Genomic DNA, 20,316 nt, shown 5'->3' with positions numbered 1-20,316 from the left:
GGATAGTTACTTAGAATAACGCTCAGGACACTATGGCGAATAAAGTAATTACAAAAGCGGTTTTTCCCGCTGCCGGACTGGGGACCAGATTTTTACCGGCCACCAAAGCTTCTCCGAAAGAGATGATGCCGCTGGTGGACAAGCCGCTTATCCAGTATGTGGTGGAAGAGGCCGTGGCGTCCGGCATCGACGAGATCGTGTTGATCACCGGCCGGGGCAAACGGGCGATCGAGGACCATTTTGATGTAGCGTTCGAACTCGAGGAAGACCTCAAGGCAAAGGGCAAACATAAGCTGCTCTCCGAGATGCAGCTGATCGCCGATCTGGTGACGTTCTGTTATATACGGCAGAAAAAGGCGCTGGGTCTTGGACACGCGGTGCTGACCGCAAAACGCGTGATCGGCGACGAACCGTTCGCCGTATTGCTCGGCGATGATATCATTGATGCAAAGACGCCGGCGCTCAAGCAAATGATGAAAGTCTTTCAACGATATCCTGCCACGATCCTGGCGATCCAGAAGGTCCCGAAGTCGCAGACGCGGAACTACGGCATCATTGATGCGAAGAAGATCGAGGACGGAGTATACCTCGTGAAAGATCTGGTGGAGAAACCCTCTCCGAACGAGGCCCCCTCCGATCTCGCGATCATCGGCCGCTATATCCTCACCCCGGAAATTTTTACCGCTCTCGAACAAACAAAGCCGGGCAAGGGCGGCGAAATCCAACTGACGGATGGACTCAAGCGGCTTATGGGAAAGCAGCCGATCTACGCGTATGAATTCGAGGGAGTACGGCACGATGCAGGCGATAAGCTGGGATTTTTAAAGGCAACGGTCCAGTTTGGGCTGAAGAACCGGGAATTCGGCCATGAGTTCAGAAGTTATCTTCAGAAGCTGAAGCTGTGAGTCGAATTGACGAAGGACGAAGGACGAGAGACTAAGGACGAGAAACGAAAAAACGAAGGGCGACGGACGAGGGACGACGGACGAAAAAGCATCCATCGAGAAATACGGCGTCCATCTTCCATCGGAGTTAAAAAAACAGGAGGCCGGTTTGGCAAAGACTGAAACGAAAAGCATAGATCTCCAGCAATCAATAGAGATCCCCAAAAAGATACCGTTGCTCCCGATCAGGGATATCGTGGTCTTCCCGTATATGGTGCTTCCGCTTTTTGTGGGAAGAGAGATGTCCATCAAGGCCATCGAAGTGGCGCTTGAAGGGAACCGCATGATATTCCTGACCTCACAGAAGGATATTAATGTGGAGAACCCTTCGCCGTCGGACCTCTATTCCGTCGGCACGGTCGGCGTGATCATGCGGATGTTGAAGCTGCCGGACGGCCGCATCAAGATCCTTGTCCAGGGAGTTGCACGGGCGAAGACGGTGAAGTTCCTCATGAAGGAACCCTTTTATCAGGTCGAGATCAAGACGTTTCCCGATGTCCCGGTTTCGGTGAATCTCGAGACCGAGGCCCTGATGCGGAACGTGAAGGAGCAGATCGAACGCCTGGTTTCCTTCGGCAAGGTGATCCTTCCCGACATCATGGTGGTCATCGAGAATGTGGACGACCCCGGCAAACTCGCTGATCTGGCCATTGCGAACATGGGTCTCAAGGTGGAACAGGCCCAGGAGATTCTTGAGATCACCGATCCTCTTCAACGGATTAAGCGCATCAACGAGGCGCTCGGCAAGGAGATCGAGCTGCTTTCGATGCAGCAGAAGATCCAGGCCGATGTTCGCGGTGAAATCGACAAGACACAGCGCGAGTACTTTCTGCGGGAGCAGCTGAAGGCGATCCAGCGCGAGCTTGGCGAGACGGACGACCGGTCCGAGGACATGCGGGAACTGCGCGAGAAGATCAAAGAAGCCAAGATGCCGGAGAAGGCCGCGAAAGAGGCCGAGAAACAGCTTCGGAGGCTCGAGCGCATGCATCCCGATGCGGCCGAGGCCTCCATGACGCGTACCTACATCGAATGGCTGTCCGAGCTTCCCTGGAGCAAGTCTACGAAGGACAATCTCGATCTCAAAGCGGCGCACAAGGTACTCGAGGAAGACCACTATGATCTTGAGAAGGTGAAGGAGCGCATCATCGAATATCTCGCCGTTCGCAAGCTGAAAGAGAAGATGAAGGGACCGATCCTGTGCTTTGTCGGCCCTCCGGGCGTGGGCAAGACCTCCCTCGGAAAATCGATCGCGCGCGCCCTGGGCCGCGAGTTCGTGCGCATTTCGCTCGGCGGGGTACGCGATGAAGCCGAGATACGCGGCCACCGCAGGACCTACGTCGGCGCGCTTCCCGGCAGGATCATCCAGGGCATCAAGACCGCGGGAAACAACAACCCGGTCTTCATGCTCGACGAGATCGACAAGATCGGCGCCGACTTCCGGGGCGATCCGTCGGCGGCCCTGCTCGAAGTGCTCGACCCCGAACAGAACAATTCCTTCAGCGACCACTATATCGGCATGCCGTTCGATTTGTCGCGCGTGATGTTCATCACGACCGCGAACATGACCGACCCGATCCCCAGCCCGCTCAGGGACCGCATGGAGATCATCCGCCTTTCGGGTTACACGGAGCAGGAAAAGCTCGGCATCGCGAAGAGCTACCTGATCCCGAGGCAGTTGACGGAGCATGGGATCACGGATAAGCAGATCAGCATACCGGACAAGACGCTCCTCGATGTCATCGCGCAGTATACGCGTGAAGCCGGGGTGCGGAACCTCGAGCGTGAGATCGGACATCTTTGCCGCAAGATCGCACGGAAGGTCGCCGAAGGCGAAGAGGGACTGGTCACGATCACTCCGCAGAACCTGCATACGTATCTTGGCGTGCAGAGGTTCATGCCCGAGGTGGAGCGCGAGCAGGATGAGGTCGGCGTGGTGACCGGACTGGCCTGGACCGAGACGGGCGGCGATATCCTGTATATTGAAGCAACGACCATGCGCGGCAAAGGGCAGCTCACGCTCACCGGGCATTTGGGCGATGTGATGAAAGAGTCTGCCCATGCGGCGCTCACGTATGTTCGTTCCCGTGCCGAGAAGCTCGGCATCCAGCCCGACGTCTTCGCAAAGACGGATGTCCATATCCATGTGCCGGCAGGCGCGATCCCCAAGGACGGCCCGTCAGCCGGCGTGACCATGGCCACGGCCCTGGCATCGGTCTTTACGAATACACCGGTGCGGAAGGACATTGCCATGACCGGCGAGGTGACCCTCCGCGGCAGGGTCATGCCGATCGGCGGGCTCAAGGAAAAGACACTCGCCGCCCGCAGGGCAGGGATCAAGACCGTGATACTCCCGAAGGAGAACGAAAAGGACCTCGAGGATCTTCCGAAGTACCTGCGCAAGGACATGCATTTTATCTTCGCGACGATCGTGGACGATGTGCTCGCCGCAGCGCTCCGCAAGACGCTGCCCCGCAAGATCGCGAAGAAAAAAGTGACCGGCAGGGCCCGGGTCAAGCGCTGAAGGCAGAAACAGCGACGAGGGACGACGGACGAAGGGACGACGGACGAAGAGTCTTAATCGTCCATCGTCCATCGAGAATTACGGCGTCCATCCTTCATGGGAGTTCAAACTTCGTATCTCCATGGCAGAATGATAAAATGAAACTATCAAACCTGGGCGAATTCGGCCTGATACATGCCATTCAGCAGCTGTCTTCCAGGCGATCACCTGATACGACGATCGGCATGGGGGACGATGCCGCTGTTCTGAAACACGGTCCCGCGACACTTCTTCTGGCAACAACCGATATGCTGATCGAGGGTGTGCATTTTGACCTCTCCAGTACGGATTTTTATTCGCTTGGCTGGAAATCCGCCGCAATAAACTTGAGCGACATTGCGGCGATGGGGGGCGTGCCCCGGTTCTGTCTCACCTCGCTCGCGCTCCCGGCGCGCATTCCTGTTGAGGCAGTGATGGAATTTTACCAGGGGTTCAATGCGCTCTTACGGGTCCATAAGACGGTCCTTGTGGGCGGAGATACCTGCTCCTCAAAAGGTGGTCTTGTTATAAGCGTAACCGCTCTCGGGGAAGCGAAAAAAAGAACGGTTATCTCTCGCGCAGGGGCAAAGCGGGGAGATAGGATATTCGTTACCGGAACGCTTGGCGATTCGGGGGCTGGGCTGGAACTTCTGAAATCATTGGTCAGGAGTCAGGGGTCAGGGGTCAGGGGTCAGAGGTCAGGAGTCAGGAGTCGGAAGTCGGGGGTCAGCGGTAAAGACGTTAACTCCGCACTCCTCACGGAGCCTGCCCTCGAGCGAATTAATCGGGGGATCTCCGCACTTATTAAGCGTCATCTTCGACCAGTGCCTCGCGTGGAGTGGGGGAGGCGGATCGCGCTTTCCGGGTGCGCAAGTTCGATGATCGATGTCAGTGACGGTCTTTCTTCGGATCTGTCCCACCTCTGCGAGGAGAGCGGCGTAGGCGCTGTCCTCCGTTCCGATGCAATACCTCTTTCCCGATCGCTCCTGAGATCAGCAGACCACCTCAATAAACCGGCTCTTCACTATGCCTTGTCCGGCGGGGAGGACTATGAACTTCTGTTCACCGTGCCGTCGGCGCAGATGAAGAAATTGCAGGCGCTGCATATTCCCGTTACCGAGATCGGGATGATTATGACAGAAAAGAGAATGTATCTGGTGAACGCGGCGGGAAGAAAAACCGCTCTGAAGCCTTCAGGATATAATCATTTCAAAAAAAGGGTCAACACGTGCGCGAAACGCTCAACATCACCATTCTGAGAAGCATGCTCACATGAACTATATCAGGGACCGCATCAGAAGTCTGTTCCAGCTGAATGACCCGCCGAACATGCTTGCAACTGCTTTTGCCGTCGGGATTTTCATTGCATTTTCACCAACCATTGGATTGCATACGGCCAGCGTCTTTTTTTTTGCATGGATATTCCGTTTGAACAAACTGGTGGTCTTCACTGCGGCATTCGTGAATAATCCCTGGACCATGGTCCCTCTGTATGGATTTTGTCTGTGGTTCGGCATTATCATAACCGGGAGTACGATTGTTACGCCGGTCATCGCATGGCAGACACTCACCGTTTCCAGCGCGTATCATATTTTGAGGCCCTACCTGTGGCCCTTTGTTGCGGGGACGGTCGTGGCAGGGGTCATTGCGGCGATGGTGTCTTATTTCTTCATCTATTGGGCGGTGGTCCGCTATCGAAGGGAAAGGGATCGTGAAAAAACCTGTTGATCGATTGCTGCTTTCCGGGTGTGGACCGATTGTTCAGATCACGCTGTCTGTTGCTCATGCCAAAAGCCGATGGTTTGGCAGCGATGGATTATGATTGACAACGAGTATGCATGCTGTTCTTATAACATGGGGAAAGATCATGGCTCTTTGAAGCACGTGCTCATCTCTGTGGTCATTGTCAATTGGAACGGGAAGTATCTTCTGGGAGAATGTCTTGATTCGCTGCTTGCGCAGAGCGTCGGCGGGGTCGAGATCATCCTGGTTGACAACGGTTCACAGGATGGTTCTGCGGAGTATGTGCTGGAACGGTACCGTGACGTAAGGGTGGTCAGTCTGCCGGAGAACATTGGTTTTGCCGGAGGCAATAACGCCGGAATCCGGATCGCTTCCGGCAAGTATATTGCGCTTCTGAATAATGATACCAGGGTTGATCCTGAATGGATCCCAAACCTGCTGAAGGAAGCGGAGGCAGGCCCTGCTAACGTCGGTATGTGGGCCTCGAAGATACTTTCCTATGACAATCCCAATATCATTGACAACGTCGGGCTCCTTCTGTATCCGGATGGACTGGGGAGGGGAAAGGGGCGGATGGAGAAAGACGAAGGGCAATATGACCAAACGGGAGAGGCATTCTTTCCGAGCGGATGCGCGGGCCTCTACCGTCGGGAGATGCTGGACGAGGTCGGTCTGTTCGACGAAGAGTTTTTTGCGTATGCCGATGACGTCGATCTCGGTCTTCGCGCCAGACTGGCCGGGTGGCAATGCATCTATGTGCCTTCGGCGAAAGTGTATCACAAGTATTCTGCTTCATCATCCGCCCATTCTCCGTTCAAGGCGTTTCTGGTCGAGCGAAACCGGATATGGGTGCTGCTGAAATATTATCCAATGGAAATGATCCTGATCAGTCCCCTCGGGACGCTTACGCGACTTCTCTTCCATCTGTACGGCGCGCTGGCCGGCAAGGGGGCAAGCGGCAGATTTACGGAACAGCGGTCAATCTTTGACGCGATGGCGGTCCTGCTCAAGGCATGGTATTCGGCGCTCTCGGCGCTGCCGGGCATTATCAGGCAGCGGCGCGCGTTTTCAACAGTAAGAAAAATCGGCCGCCGCGAACTCTACCGCCTGTTTTGCAAGTTCCGTATATCGGCATACGAGATAGCGCTGAAAGAATAACGTATGAAAACATTGGTCATCGTACCTGCATACAATGAAGAAGCAAGCCTTCCCGGAGTGATCCGGGACCTCAGGGAGCATATTCCCTCAGCGGATGTGCTCGTGGTAAACGATGGGTCTTTCGACGATACCGCGAAGGTCGCGCGCAAATTAGAGGTTACGGTATTGGATCTGCCGTTCAACCTCGGTATCGGCGGCGCGGTCCAGGCAGGGTATCTGTACGCGGAACGGAATGCCTATGATATCGCGGTACAGTTCGACGGCGATGGGCAACATCTGGCCAGCGAGATAAAACGGTTGCTTGAGCCGCTTCAGGCGAATCGGGCGGATCTCGTAGTCGGATCGAGATTTATGAGCATTGGGGGATATAAGGCCCCTGTCTTCAGAAAGATGGGAATGGGGATATTCTCGTTCGTCCTTTCCCATATTCTGGGCATGACGGTGACGGACAGCACCTCCGGTTTCCGGGCAGCGAACCGGCGGGTAATTGAGTTCTTTGCCTATACCTACCCCGATGACTATCCCGAGGTCGAGGCACTGGTCCTCCTGCATAAGATCGGCCTGCGGATGGCGGAGGTTCCCGCCGCCATGCGGGAACGCACCGGCGGCAGGTCATCGATAACGCCAATACGCTCTATTTATTACATGACGAAAGTGCTCATGGCTATTTTTATCGATCTGATGAAAAAAGTGAGGTGAACCATGGACGTATTGAAAATAATGGCTATCGTGGGTTGCGGATCGGGTTTGCTCTTGATCGTTGAATTGATCAGGAGAGGGCGGTTAAAAGAAAAATATTCCCTGCTCTGGCTTTTCGCCGGCACGGTTCTGCTGGTCTTCGCTTCATCACGAGGGCTGCTGGAGTATGTATCGTCCCTGGTAGGCATCTATTACCCTCCCTCGTTTCTCTTTCTTCTGGCCTTTCTGTTCCTTTTGATGATAACCCTGCACTTTTCCTCGGTCATCTCGGGATTGTCCGAAAAGAACAAACAACTGGCCCAAGAGCTGGCACTATTGCGGCTGGAGATGGTGGAAGGCAAGGGCCGGACCATGGACAAGCATGATGCAAAGGATTAATGACCGGGAATATTCTTTACTTCAGCCAATATCCGTGCTACATTTTCGAGCAATAGTATAGAACGTAAGGGGGACGGTGGCAGCCATGCAGTTGTTAACGGAGAAAGTGAATATGTTTTTCGCAAGCAGGAGATTTACCCTGATCGCATCTTGCATCATTGCGGGTCTGATCCTGATCGCGTATTCCAATACCTTTACGGCAAGCTTTCATTTTGACGACAACCCCTCCATTGTGGAAAACGCATCCATCAAACGGATGACTTCTGATAATATCAGCATGCTGCTTGCCGGGGTTCGGCCTGTGGTTTACCTGAGTTTGATGCTCAATTATCAGCTCAACGGATTGAATGTCGTTGGTTGGCATGTTTTTAATATCTCGTTCCACATCGCAAACAGCATCTTCGTCTATCTGTTCATGTTCCGGACGCTGAACCTGCCGCTCCTGGAAAATAAATATCGGGAAAAGGCCAAACGGATGGCGTTGTTCGGCGCGCTCCTGTTTGCCGTGCATCCTATTCAGACCGAGGCGGTGACGTATATTATTACCCGTACGGAATTGCTGGCGACTTTCTTCTACCTTGCAACATTTCTTCTGTTCATTAAAGGTGCGCGGACGCAGAAGGTCTCCTACTATGTGGGAGCATTCTTTACCGCAGCCCTTTCCATGGGATCAAAGGAATGGGCGGTGACCTTGCCGGCGCTTCTGATGCTCTATGATTATCTGTTCATTGCCGAGGGCAAGTTTCGCGTTGTCGCTTCCCGATGGATGGTATATATAGCAGTTGCTGTCCCATGGGTGATTGTCTTGCGCAATCTTGACCTTTTTGCCGCGTCCAGTTCGGGTGCCGGTATCGGTTTTAATGTGGCAACAACGTCGGGCATCACGGCAAAAACCTACTGGCTTACCTCTCTTAATGTTATCTGGACCTATATCAGGCTCCTGTTCCTGCCCATCAAACAGAACCTTGATTATGATTATCGCATTGCCGGAACATTGTTTGAGTTCCCGACAATCCTGTCATTCATAGGACATATTGTTGTCGTGAGTGCGGCTTTCTGGCTTTACAAAAAGAAGGGATGGCTTTTGATCCCCTTTGGCGTGGCATGGTTCTATATCGGCCTGTCGCCTGTTCAGAGCTTCGTACCGATCATCGATGTCATCTTCGAGCATCGCGCGTACATGCCGTCAATCGGTTTTTTCATCGTGTTTGTCGTCGCGTATGAGGGTCTTTTTGAGTGGTGGGAGGCACGGCAACTGCTGAAAAAAAGTTCCCGGTTTGACGAAGAAATGGCATCTAAGACAGCTTCGTAATTTTTCTGCGGGGCATGTTCGTGCATAGAAAAGCCAGGGTTTTATTCGCGGTCCTTTCCCAGGTAAATGTCTTCGCCCTGAGAATCCCTGCCTCAATGAGCTTGATCCGTAAGGTCTTGTCCCTCAGAACAGATAAGATTCCCCTCGAAATATCAGAGGGATCATGCGGATCCACCAGAAGGGCCGCGCCTCCTGCAATTTCGATAAGCGGTTCTATCCGGGAACATACGACAGGCACGCCGCTCGCCATTGCTTCCAGGATGGGAAGTCCAAACCCTTCATGAAGAGAGGGGAAAATAAACACCTCCGCCCCTCGATAAAGGTAAGGGATATCCTCAAAAGGAAGCCAGCCAAGCAGGATGATGTTATTTTTTAAGCCTAACGCCGATATCAAGCCGGCTATCGTATCCCGCCCTTTGTCCCACGCGCCGGTCAATACCAGTTTTGTTCCCGGTATTTCCTTTACTATTTCTTTGAATGCCGCTAATAGCCTTGCATGGTTTTTATGGGGCAGCAATGCAGCGGCATAGAGGATATATCGTTCAGGCAAATTATATTTTGTCCTGATAAACGCCAGGTTATCACTGCCCAGGGGGAAGAACAGTTCATGGTTGACGGCCAGGTGTGCGACGGCTATTTTATCAGCAGCGATCTTATAGTATTTTATAACATCCTTCTTTACCTGCTCGGAGATCGTTATGATCCCCTGCGAAGTTTTAGCGCTTAGATAGATGATGGTCTTGAGAAAGAAGAGATAGAGACGGGAGAAATTCTCCGGCTGATTGACATGCTGAAGGTCGTAAATAACAAGAACTGAAGGCACCGGGCAGAAGAAAGGGGACGTCATTCCCGCGGACAAAAGCACATCGATCTTGTGGCGCAGGACCTGAAAGGGTAATACGCATTGTTCCCAAAGGATTCGTACTGGACGATTGGTCGCTTGCAGGGGACAGCGTATGATATTCAGACGAGGGACTAATTCCTGGAAAACCCCTATGCTCTCTTTGTTAATGAATATGAAATAGGTGTTATCCTTGTCGATCTTCGAGAGATGCTTTGCAAGATTTCTGATATATATTTCGGATCCGCCTACTTTGCCAGGCAGTAAGTAAAGCGCATTGATCCCGATTCGCACAGGTGTCTCCTGAAAAGCTGTTGATACAGATATCTCAGAGCAGTCATTCCTTGGAATGGGAACGACTGCTGCTCCGGCGATCAATGACGGCGCGAATTACTTTTTTATCACTTCGATCACCGGCAATGGGAATATCATTCCGATCCCCCGACCGAGCGTTTCTTTTTCTCTTTCAAGAAATTCTTTTTTAAAGTGCCAGGGTAAAACCAGATAATAATCAGGCTTCATTGCCCTGGACTCTTCTTCGCTCACGATGGGAATGTCCGTGCCAAGGGTACGGGCGCCATATTTATCAGGATTCCTGTCGGCAGCGCAGTCGATGATGAAGCGGTCTATCCCGCACCATTGCAGAATAGTGTTCCCCTTGGTGGAAGCGCCATAGATATGGATCTTCTTGCCTTCGGCTTTTAATCGTTTCAAAAGGGTCGTCAATTCATCTCTGTGGATGTTGATCCGCTCCTGAAAATTTCTATAGGGCTTGTCAGTATCGAGTTCGAGGTCAAATTCCTCCTGACGCAGCGTTTCCAAAGGCTGGGAATATTCTTTTTTGTTAAATTTAAAGTTGTCAGCGTGAGTTGCATAGCAGCGGATGCTGCCGCCATTGATATCATTCAGACCGACCCTGATCACTTTCATGCTCGCTCGTTTCAGGATATTCTCAATTACCGCAAGGCTGTAATATTCTAAATGTTCATGACAAATGGTGTCATAGGAGTTCATTTTCAGCATCGCAGGCATGTAGGACATTTCGAAGATCCATATGCCTTCGGCCGCAAGAGAATCCTTGATGTTTGTCACGAAGGTCACCGGTTCCTCAAGATCGTAGAACATGGCAATCGAAGTAATGACGTTGAATTTTTTCCCCGCGGTCTCCTTTGCTAATTTTTCGGATGGGAACGTGTCCTGAACGACTTTTATATCTCCCTTGATCTCCTGCGCGATATCAGAAGGGTCGATGCCGAATTTGACGAACGTTTTAGGATAGTATTTCAATAACGTGCCGTCATTACAGCCGATGTCGAGCACGCGAGCGCTTTTATTGCTCATCATGCCGGCAGCTTCACGTGCAATTCCTTTGAGGTGATCGCGCATGGTCTGGTTGGTCCCCGACCGGTACCAATAGGCCGAATACAGTATCTTTGGCGGGACTGAATGCGCCATCTGCAGGAGTCCGCACGCTTTTTCATCTCTCGTGGGATCGCAGCGCAATAAGACGGTAGGAATCTTTCTCATTGCCGGCAGTTCCTTGCCCGGCTTGACAAATGAACCCTGCAAATATTGTTCGCCAAGGTCAATAACCTTGGTTAACGCTGACGAACCGCAAACGCGACAGGTATTTCTATGGGTGAGGTGCATGGAATACTCCCTTCGTGGGCATATTGAACTTCACTAACGGCTAACCCGAAAGACAATATCTTATACAACTATGCAACTCGATAAACTATGTTACTAAATAACTTATTGGAAGTCAAAATAATACTAGAGATCCATTCTATGAGTTATTGAAACGTAACCGTCGAAGAGCCTCCCTGAGACGTCGGGCTGAAGAAACAAGAAACCGTGAAGATCCGATTATTCTGGCGATCCTCAATGCAGTTCGTGAATATCCAAATGACAGTAGTTTGGGCTCGATTGCACTCCATTCGGCGTTATCAACCGCATTGCTCATGCCAGCGAAGACATACCATTTGAATTCTCTGCGAATGACTGCGTGAAAGCTGCGAAGGGTATCTTTATCGTGAAAAAGGCGAGACCCTAAGAACTGATAACCATCCAGATCAATCAAAAACCTGTGGGCAGTTCCTTTCTGAAGAAAGCTGTCATTGTCACCTCGACAGAGCACGAGGGGGTCTTTGATGTATCCCAGTTTACCACCATTTATCAGAATCGTCAGCAGCCGGAAGGCGTGAGCGTAGTTGGTTGCGGTGAATCTTTCGTCATACCCTGTTTTGCTCCATTTATTTTGGAGAACAATAATGGAACTCATATAGCTAAAGAGCGCCCCTATCGATATCGCCTTGCTGAGATAGTGGAGGAGGTCGGATTTAACGGAAAGGCTAAATACGGCATCGCCCGTTTTTCGCGAAAGCCATGATCGATTATGAATCGGATGCATGTTTTTATCACATTCAGTCCGATTACATAAATAGATGTCATATCCTGCAGCCATTTCGTGAAGTATCCTGTCGATCGCCCCACTTTTAAGAACATCATCGCTCGACAATAGCCAGCAGTAATCGCCCTGTGCAAGCTCCACGGCTTTGGCTAAATCCTTATCGATGCCTCCTTTTTTATCAATGAGGTGATATCGCAGTCTGGGAAAACGCTTCTGATAGTCACGGACGATCTCCTCGGTGTTATCTGTGGAAGCGCCATCGACGACCACAATCTCAACTTCATCCGTTGCTTGCCGGATAATACTTTCAAGCGTCTCTCCGATAAAGTTGCCGAAGTTGTATGTCGGAATACATATTGATAGCCGAATAGAACTCATTTTGCTCCGAGCAGGTAAGATTGAATAAAGCTGTATATCGGCTTGGCAATTGAAAGAACAAATATGGGTGTATACTGGTAAACAAACAAACTTGCTCGGTTCGACATTATTGGATCGAAGTAGAGTGTCGATACCAACTGATCAAGAACCTTAAGGTCCGCCAGCAGGCCACTCTGGTGGCATATCAACTTTGCATCCAGAATGCTCTTGAGGTTGTGTTCGGCCTTGATCGTGCGACGAATGTGGGAAGCCTCGATACTCTGTTTTCCAAAAAAAGTATTGGCGAGTTTGTCATAGCCCTCGATGGTAATTCGATAACGATTGACCATACCTTGCCCGAGAAAAGAGTCATTTTCGCCGCGTTTATAAAGCTGTGGTTCGGGTATATACTTTACCAGTAACCCCGCAGGGATCATTCTGAAAAAACGAGCCACGTGGGCCCAGTGCGAACCCACGAACCGCTCATCGAGTTCGATAGCGGTCCAACATGATCTTTTAAAGACAAGGGAGCTGCAGAAACTGAAAAAAGCGGCGGTATTCAGGGCGGTCGAAAAATAATCTTTCCGGTCATTTATATCTTTCAGATCGAATAGTCGTTCCGAGCTGATGGAAAAAATATTGTGCTTTCTGATCGGATGCATATCTTTTCCGCACAGGATAGACTCACACAAGAATAAATCGTATCCATGTTTGATTTCATTCAAAACATTTGCAATCGCACCCGGCATCATGATGTCGTCGCCACCGAAGAGCCAGCAGTACTCGCCTATCGCCAGCTCCACGGCCTTCGCCATGTCGCGGTCGATGCCGCCTTTTTTATCAAGGCGGTGATAGCGCAGTCGAGGAAATGTACGTTGGAAGGACGAGATCACCTCGGAGGTGTTGTCTGTAGAAGCCCCATCGACGACCACAATCTCTACCTCATCTGTCGCCTGGGGGAGGATGCTCGAAAGCGTATCGCCGATGAAGGCGCCGAAATTGTACAATGGGATGCAGATGGATAGTTTTATGTTTATCATTTAAACATTGCCCGAATTGATTTTAAGATACGATAAAACAACAGGGGTGTCAATTTGTAGATATACAAATATATGCGGCTTATGATCACCGGATCAGAATAGGCTTGATATGCCAGGCGATCGAGAACTAAGCGGTCTTCATGAAGATTATTATCATGACATTCCAGTTTGGCATGCAACAGGACGTGAGGTGGAAACTCATGTTGGACGACGCGTCGAATATGAAAAGCCTCGATGCTATCATGGCCAAAAAAGGCGTCTGCTAATCTATGATAGCCATCAATCCCGAGCTTATAGCGGTTGACGATGCCTTTATCGAGAAATGAATCGTTGTCACCTCGTTTGTCCAGGAAAGGATCGGGAAGATACTTTACCTTCAATCCCCTCGGGATTATTTCAAAGAACCGCGCCGCATGGGCCCAGCAAGATCCTGCGAATGCTTCGTTGAACGCGACAAGATTCCATACGTCTTTCTTGAAAATAAGAGCGCCACAAAAGCTGAAAAAAGCGCCCGTATTTCTGGCCAGTCTGAAGTAGCGTAAGCGATCGTTCTTATTCCCCAGATCGAACACCTGTTTAGCATCAATATCCAACATCTTATGCTTAGTTACAGGGTGCATATCGAAACCACAGAGCATGGATTCACAAAGGAGAAGGTCAATCTCAGAAGAAAGTTCATTCAGAGCCCGGGATATGGCACCCGGTCTCATAATATCATCGCCACTAAAGAGCCAGCAGTAGTTTCCTGCCGCCAGTTCTACTGTTTTTGCCATATCCCGGTCAATGCCGCCTCTTTTTTCCAGTCGATGATAGCGTAAGCGTGGAAATCTCTTCTGATATGTCTTAATAACATCAATGGTGTTGTCAGTTGATGCGCCATCTACAACCACGATCTCAACAGCATCTGATGCCTGAGATATGATACTTTCGAGCGTCTTCCCGATGAAGGCCCCGAAATTATAGACGGGAATGCATATCGAAAGAAGAATATTATTCATGTATTCGGGGCGAAGAGAAGCCGCTATTAAATTTGTAAGTCATTAATCCGCCAATTGATGCCGATAAGTCCTTCCGTTCTTCAGCGCTTCGGTAACCTCGCATAGAGTTCGCAAAACCTTGTCGCGGTTTTACGGTAACTGTATTCATGGGCATAGGACCTTGATAATTGCTCGAGTTCAGATTGTTTTCGTGTGTTATTTAACAGAGAGACTATTTTATCTCTCAGATCACCGACCTTATTGATCCTGAAAATATCAGCGCCAATACCCCTTGACTGCAATTCCTTCATCTGGTCTATATCCGAACCGATAATGGGTTTGTTGTAGGCAACACCCAAGCTCAGAGAGCCTGATCCCGGCATGTCACGAAAAGGGGCAAGTATGATATCCGTTGCACCCATGACAGCCGTGATTTGTGATTCAGGAATATAGCCTAATATCTTTACCCTATGTGCAAGTTTTATCTCTGTGATCTTATTCATTAGTTGCTCGACATAGCCGGTCTTGTCGTTAGGATGCTGTCCGCCAGCAATAAGAAAAACGCAGTCGTCAAGATCTTTAATGGCATCGAGGACCAGGTCGTAACCTTTTCTGCTGTTCAGGAATCCAAAGACAGTAAGCACCTGTTTTCCCTCAACCTCGAATAACTTTTTATAGTGTCCCTTAGACTCGGAGGGAAGTTCGATTTCTGGGATGGGATGGGGCATGAGGACCACTTTGGTCGCGGGAATCCCCATTGCCAAAATTGACCTACGGTGTTTGTCTGTGTGGACAGTTATGACATCCACCAGGGAGAATATCATACGGTAAAGGCCTAGCAATGGAAACCGGCGCAAACCTACACGAAGAGGTACTAATTCATGCATGGAAAGCACCGTAGGAATCCTGATCTGTCGCAGAAAGAGCGCGCAATGCACAAAGGAACGATACAGAGAGATGTTGACGTTCGCGAAAAAGGAAAAATCATGCTGGACATGAGCGATATCCGCATCATTCATCATTTTCCCGAGATGGATGAGGTCGAAGGCCCCTTTTTTATTGCCAACCGGAACGATCGCTACGGTGGCCCCCGATTTTTCAAGAGCCGCCTTGAATTGTGCGGAATAATCAGCTATACCGCATTGTGAGTTCCATGATGTATATAAGGACACGTTCATATGAGTAGACACCGAAAAGCGAATGAATCACACACTGTTTGCGATTATCCGTTATATCCTTTTTTGAATTGCGAACCATGAGAAGGTGTATTGTTTCCCTTCCCACGAGATAGTTGGCGCTACGGTTGACAGACTGATATCTCCGAGAGGAGCAAACCCGAATGTCTCGGCATACTTAAAAAAAGCAAGCAACTCATCTTTTGAAAATATACACCAGTCCATCCCGAACACTTTAATACCATCCGTGATGATCTTATCCGGCCAATAGTCAACTGACGCTATAAAGACCCCCCCCGGTTTCAAAACGCGTGAAATTTCTGCGAGCAGCGCCGGTGCATTGAACCCGTGTTCGATTACGGAGATCGCGGTGACGGCCGCGAAGGACCTGTCCTCGAACGGCGTATGCATGAAGTCAGATACAACATAGCGGATTCTGTCCGCATAGGGCATACGACCGATGTCGGGATTCAGGTCCACGCCCGTCAGGTTCGAGTAGCCAATCCGGTGAAGGATGCAGAGGATCTCCGAAGCGTACGCGCCGATATCGAGCACCGGTGCATTGCGATCTACATGGTCTTCAATGAAACGGGCCGTCTTCAGGACGTCCCAGCTCTTTAACTCGTCGCCGATCTTGACGCCCCTGATAAGCCCGGTGCGCATAAGAATATGCCTCAGCGGAGAACTCATGCAGTTCAACCTGCGTCTGCGCAACTCTAGCCGCGCCTGGCGGATCTGGGCCGTTTCCCGCAAAACTTCAGATGACATGGGTTGTTCTCTCCCGAATGATGGTGACGCTTGCATGCCGATGCGAATCGCAGGTGGTTTAATGTCATGTTCAAACGCTACGCATTATCGGCTATTGCGTGCAGCGTACTTCAATTTAATGAAGTTGATGATAATTTTTGTGACCTCGATAATACCTCTGAACGGATTTTTTTCTATGACAATTCCATTAGCATAGGCTTTGCCGATGCTTACAATACCGCGAGAAAGAAAAATGTGATGTTTAACCGAGCTATAACGGCCTTCTTTGGCAAACTTTTGTATGATCGAAAAAAATCTTTCTTTGGGGATGTCGGTTAGGAGAGGAGCACCGTCGAGTTTATGAATATCGTTCGGTATATCCATTACAATCTTATCGATATCTTCTACGTTGATGCCCTTCTTCTTGCCGTAGTCCCAAAAATCTGTACCGGGAAATGCCGTTGCTATATACGAAAGCGGAGAAAGATAGGGGGAATACCGATAGCTCCTGATGAAGTCCAGCGTTTGCAAAAGGTCCTGTTCCGTTTCTCCGGGATTGCCCAGCATGAAAGAGCCCATCGTAGGGATACCATATTTATGGGAAAGTTCAATAGCGTAACGATTTTTATCAATTGTTGTAGTCCGTCGTTTTAAATAAGAAAGAATCTTCTCGCAGCCGGATTCCATGCCGATGCCTGTTACAACCACGTTCATGTCTTTCAACATCGTCATCGTCGGATCGTCGAGCATATCTGCTCGAACGAGGCACATGAACTTAACCTTTTTGTTGATGCCTCGTTTCAAGATTTCATGGTGGATTTCCGCCAAGCGCTGTTTGTCTGCGATGAACAGGTCATCGAATATATGGATGATCTCGGCTTGATATTTACCTATTAAGAGTTCAATTTCCTCAAGCACCCGTTTTGCGGAAAACCCCCTGAATCTTTTCCAGTGTACTTTTGTAGAGCAAAAGACGCACGTAAAAGGGCAGCCGCGGCTGCTGATCATGGTCAGTGATCGGCCGACGTGGTAGGGAATAATTTGTCTGGGTTTCAAATAATAATCCAGGTTTGCGATATCCCGATCAGGCATGGGGATACTGTCAAGGTCGGATATTAATTCGCGTGGCTCGGTAAAAAACGTTTCCCCATTTTCGTTAAAGCAGATTCCTTTTACGTTCTTCAGGGTTGATTTAGAATAGTCCGGAAGCTGCATCAGTTCGAGCATGGTTTCTTCGCCTTCCCCGATGACGCCCAAATCAAACGGTGCCGGTAGTTTTCTGTAAGTGGAAATATGAACTCCACCGAGAATAACTGGTATATCATAGTGTGACTTTACATGCCCGGCAAATAACGTTGCATTTTTAATATCCTGGGTGACGGCGCTGATTCCGACGATATCCGTTCGTTTCAATGACTGATATATATCCTGACAGTTTGAATCAAGAAGGGTTATATCATTAAAATTACCATGTTTTTTAAGATACGCTGATATTGAGGTAAGTCCCAAAGGGATGATTCCTGATTCAAAACCCTTGCTAATATTTACCAACGTTAGTTTTCTCATAGAGAGGGTCCGTCCCGCCTTATGTGCAAAATCCGTAGATCCGATAGGGGCATTCTTACTTTTTCCGGTAAACTACCGTTATGTTCTGCATAAAATAATGACCAAAATATCGCTCCAATATGGAGAGGATTTTGAAGACGATTCTGCCAGGTCCAGCCACAAGGGGATTGTAACTATCGGCAGCCCGCCTCACGGTTCGAGGAAGGCTACTGAAGCCATAGTCTTGTTTATATCCATATCCGTGGGCACTGACATTCACTATTTCGAGGCCGAGATTACGTCCGATTCGCTTTAAATCGCCATAAGAAAATTCCTGTTCCCATCCGTGTTCCCATATTCCTTCGCGCATCCTTCTGTGTTTGAAGACAGTATAAAGGTTATATTTTTGAGGGACATCGACGATAAGGTAACCACGCGGTTTTAGCACGCGTAATTGTTCTATCATGAGCCGGTCGGTAGTTTTATAATATTCCAAAAGTCCCTGATTAAAAACAATATCAAACTGATCTTGTTTAGATTGCATAGACTCTGCATTATCAACGAATACCTTCGCACGCGAACCCAGGACGGCTCCAATTTTAGTGGCAACAGCCACCGTCTCGGGAGATTTATCAGTGGAGAAAAATAGCACCTGAGGATGCACTAAGGAAAGATGATGTGAATCTATCGCGGTACCACAACCGACACCAAGCACATTCGTAGCCTGCGTTGACTTAATGGCCTTTTGTATGACATCGTAAAAAGGCGCTCTGTCAAGAATATGGCGCTTCACTGCATCAGATGTGTCTGCCAAACTAAAATGATGTCTCCAATAAGTTGAAAAAGATTTTTTGCGAATATGGCTGGTAAGATCCAGATTTTGGAATCGAGCCAATATCCACGTTCCTCGTATGGAAAAAATGAGGCGTTGCATCAGGTGATTAAAGAACATCAATAATTTCCAAACCATAATTCTTTTTTGGCGACGGCCAAATAGAATATTTATAAGATGGGATGCGGTTACATATACGGCAGTATGAGCTTGCAGCTCAAATTTTCGCAAATCTTGTGTATCTACCGCGCATAATTGTACCGGCATCTTTTCTTGCCAATAACTTGTATATCGTATCAGATCCCAATTATACTTCGCATGTTCAGGAAGAGAATCATACAGTTTTGTTCCAGGAAATGGCACTGATGCAAAGAAGGAGACAAAATCCGGCTTTAGATATCGGGCAAAATATATCGTTTTAAGAATGGTTTCATAGGTGTCCAACTTATGGCCAACGATGAAAAAACCGTAGGTGTTCAGTCGCGCTTGTTTTGCCTCAGCAAATGCCTTCCGCACCTGATCCGTGTTTATTTTTTTGTTTATATCTATCAGTATGTCATCGTCTCCTGACTCAACGCCAAATTGGATGAGATAACAGCCGTTATCGGCCATTTTTTGATAATCGGCAAGGGTGAGCAAGTCCACCCTGCCAAGGCATTTCCAAGGGACGGTTATCGCTCTCTTTTTCATAGCAGCGTATAATTTATTAAGCCAATTTTTGTCTACGGCAAAGAGGTCGTCCATGAAATAAATTTCATCATGCCCGTGGGTGTTTATGAGCAACTCGATTTCGTCGGCAACATTTTCAGGACTTCTTCTGCGGAAACTCGTTCTCCACACGGCTTTGGCGGCGCAAAATGAGCAATCAAAGGGACAACCACGAGATGACATTATTGTCGCAACTTTTTTACCGACGCGCAACACACCATAAGAATAAGAAAAACGATCAAGGAAGTCATGGTCTGGTATCGGAATCGTATCCAGGTCAACGATAAATTCACGTTGTTCTGTTTTAATAATAGATTCCTTTTCGCGAAAATAGAGGCCTTTGACTTGATGAATATCCCGTTTCCCCTGTAGTGACTCAATCAACTCCTTTGTGGTAAGTTCTCCTTCACCGCATATAAGGAAATCGATGTCTTTACACTCAAGCAGTGTTCTTTCGGGCAGAACAGTGGCATGTGGTCCGCCAACGATAATGGTGCTTGTCGGGCACAATGATCGCAATGTTGAAATAGTCTTGAAGGTTGCAACGATATTAGAGGTGTACAGTGAAAGACCTAATACGTTTGGGTTAAATTCTTTTATATAATCAAGCAGAGTCATCTTGTCCCTCTGCAGCGCCCCCTCGTCGAAAAACTTGACAGCATGGCCTTCGTTTTTCAACACGGAGGCGATAGAAAGGATTCCTAAGGGGGGGAATTCATGGGGATATCCACCGCTGGGATTTATGAGTAATATTTTCATGAGCAAAAGATACTCCTCGTATAATTAATTATTCTCAACGCACATCTTTTCAAAGTTGCGGTTGTTTCCACTACCGCTGGCTCTATTGCGTTATTTTTAAATTGTAGAAATATACCTGATAATTATGGCATTTATACAGATCTCTTGATGAC

17 protein-coding genes are annotated in these 20,316 nt (G+C 49.1%); 8 read left to right on the top strand and 9 right to left on the bottom strand.

Annotation, left to right across the window (positions count from 1 at the left end; all coding sequences use genetic code 11):
- Positions 1 to 32 precede the first annotated feature (32 nt).
- From galU to M0R70_03970, 8 genes are all read left to right on the top strand, one after another.
- Positions 33 to 905 (top strand): UTP--glucose-1-phosphate uridylyltransferase GalU, encoded by an 873-nt coding sequence (galU, locus tag M0R70_04005; protein ID MCK9418529.1) that lies wholly within the window; start codon positions 33 to 35, stop codon positions 903 to 905.
- Positions 906 to 1,053: 148 nt separating this feature from the next.
- Positions 1,054 to 3,465, top strand: a complete 2,412-nt coding sequence (lon, locus tag M0R70_04000) for an endopeptidase La (protein ID MCK9418528.1) — start codon at positions 1,054 to 1,056, stop codon at positions 3,463 to 3,465.
- A gap of 137 nt (positions 3,466 to 3,602) precedes the next feature.
- Complete coding sequence (locus M0R70_03995) at positions 3,603 to 4,742, top strand: thiamine-monophosphate kinase (protein ID MCK9418527.1); 1,140 nt, start codon at positions 3,603 to 3,605, stop codon at positions 4,740 to 4,742.
- 13 nt (positions 4,743 to 4,755) lie between these two features.
- Positions 4,756 to 5,211, top strand: coding sequence for a DUF2062 domain-containing protein (locus M0R70_03990; protein ID MCK9418526.1), 456 nt, complete (start codon positions 4,756 to 4,758; stop codon positions 5,209 to 5,211).
- A 126-nt stretch (positions 5,212 to 5,337) separates the two neighbouring features.
- Complete coding sequence (locus M0R70_03985; GenBank protein ID MCK9418525.1) at positions 5,338 to 6,384, top strand: glycosyltransferase family 2 protein; 1,047 nt, start codon at positions 5,338 to 5,340, stop codon at positions 6,382 to 6,384.
- Between the two features lie 3 nt (positions 6,385 to 6,387).
- Entirely contained in the window at positions 6,388 to 7,083 is a 696-nt protein-coding gene (locus tag M0R70_03980) for a glycosyltransferase family 2 protein (GenBank protein ID MCK9418524.1), read from the top strand.
- A gap of 3 nt (positions 7,084 to 7,086) precedes the next feature.
- On the top strand, positions 7,087 to 7,461 hold the full coding sequence (locus M0R70_03975) for a DUF2304 domain-containing protein (protein ID MCK9418523.1): 375 nt from the start codon (positions 7,087 to 7,089) through the stop codon (positions 7,459 to 7,461).
- 112 nt (positions 7,462 to 7,573) lie between these two features.
- Entirely contained in the window at positions 7,574 to 8,773 is a 1,200-nt protein-coding gene (locus M0R70_03970; GenBank protein ID MCK9418522.1) for a glycosyltransferase family 39 protein, read from the top strand.
- Here M0R70_03970 and M0R70_03965 read toward each other — a convergent pair.
- From M0R70_03965 to M0R70_03925, 9 genes are all read right to left on the bottom strand, one after another.
- A complete protein-coding gene (locus M0R70_03965) occupies positions 8,757 to 9,908 on the bottom strand; it encodes a glycosyltransferase family 4 protein (protein ID MCK9418521.1) in 1,152 nt (383 codons plus the stop codon). The two genes, M0R70_03970 and M0R70_03965, sit on opposite strands and share 17 nt — an antisense overlap.
- Before the next feature lie 96 nt (positions 9,909 to 10,004).
- Positions 10,005 to 11,264 carry a class I SAM-dependent methyltransferase gene (locus M0R70_03960; GenBank protein MCK9418520.1) on the bottom strand — a complete coding sequence of 420 codons (1,260 nt, stop codon included), beginning with the start codon at positions 11,262 to 11,264 and terminating at the stop codon, positions 10,005 to 10,007.
- A gap of 136 nt (positions 11,265 to 11,400) precedes the next feature.
- Positions 11,401 to 12,402, bottom strand: coding sequence for a glycosyltransferase (locus M0R70_03955; protein MCK9418519.1), 1,002 nt, complete (start codon positions 12,400 to 12,402; stop codon positions 11,401 to 11,403).
- Entirely contained in the window at positions 12,399 to 13,421 is a 1,023-nt protein-coding gene (locus tag M0R70_03950) for a glycosyltransferase (GenBank protein ID MCK9418518.1), read from the bottom strand. Before M0R70_03950 ends, M0R70_03955 begins: the two co-directional genes overlap by 4 nt.
- Positions 13,418 to 14,419 (bottom strand): glycosyltransferase family 2 protein, encoded by a 1,002-nt coding sequence (locus tag M0R70_03945; protein ID MCK9418517.1) that lies wholly within the window; start codon positions 14,417 to 14,419, stop codon positions 13,418 to 13,420. Before M0R70_03945 ends, M0R70_03950 begins: the two co-directional genes overlap by 4 nt.
- Before the next feature lie 80 nt (positions 14,420 to 14,499).
- Positions 14,500 to 15,576, bottom strand: coding sequence for a glycosyltransferase (locus M0R70_03940; GenBank protein ID MCK9418516.1), 1,077 nt, complete (start codon positions 15,574 to 15,576; stop codon positions 14,500 to 14,502).
- 51 nt (positions 15,577 to 15,627) lie between these two features.
- Positions 15,628 to 16,341, bottom strand: coding sequence for a class I SAM-dependent methyltransferase (locus M0R70_03935; protein MCK9418515.1), 714 nt, complete (start codon positions 16,339 to 16,341; stop codon positions 15,628 to 15,630).
- An 84-nt stretch (positions 16,342 to 16,425) separates the two neighbouring features.
- Entirely contained in the window at positions 16,426 to 17,886 is a 1,461-nt protein-coding gene (locus tag M0R70_03930) for a B12-binding domain-containing radical SAM protein (protein MCK9418514.1), read from the bottom strand.
- Positions 17,887 to 17,941: 55 nt separating this feature from the next.
- A complete protein-coding gene (locus M0R70_03925; GenBank protein MCK9418513.1) occupies positions 17,942 to 20,164 on the bottom strand; it encodes a cobalamin-dependent protein in 2,223 nt (740 codons plus the stop codon).
- Positions 20,165 to 20,316 lie beyond the last annotated feature (152 nt).

The sequence above is a fragment of the Nitrospirota bacterium genome (assembly GCA_023229435.1).
Classification (GTDB): domain Bacteria; phylum Nitrospirota; class UBA9217; order UBA9217; family UBA9217; genus JALNZF01.
Note: the sequence above shows the minus strand (reverse complement) of the source record. Positions and strands in the feature narration are given on the sequence as shown.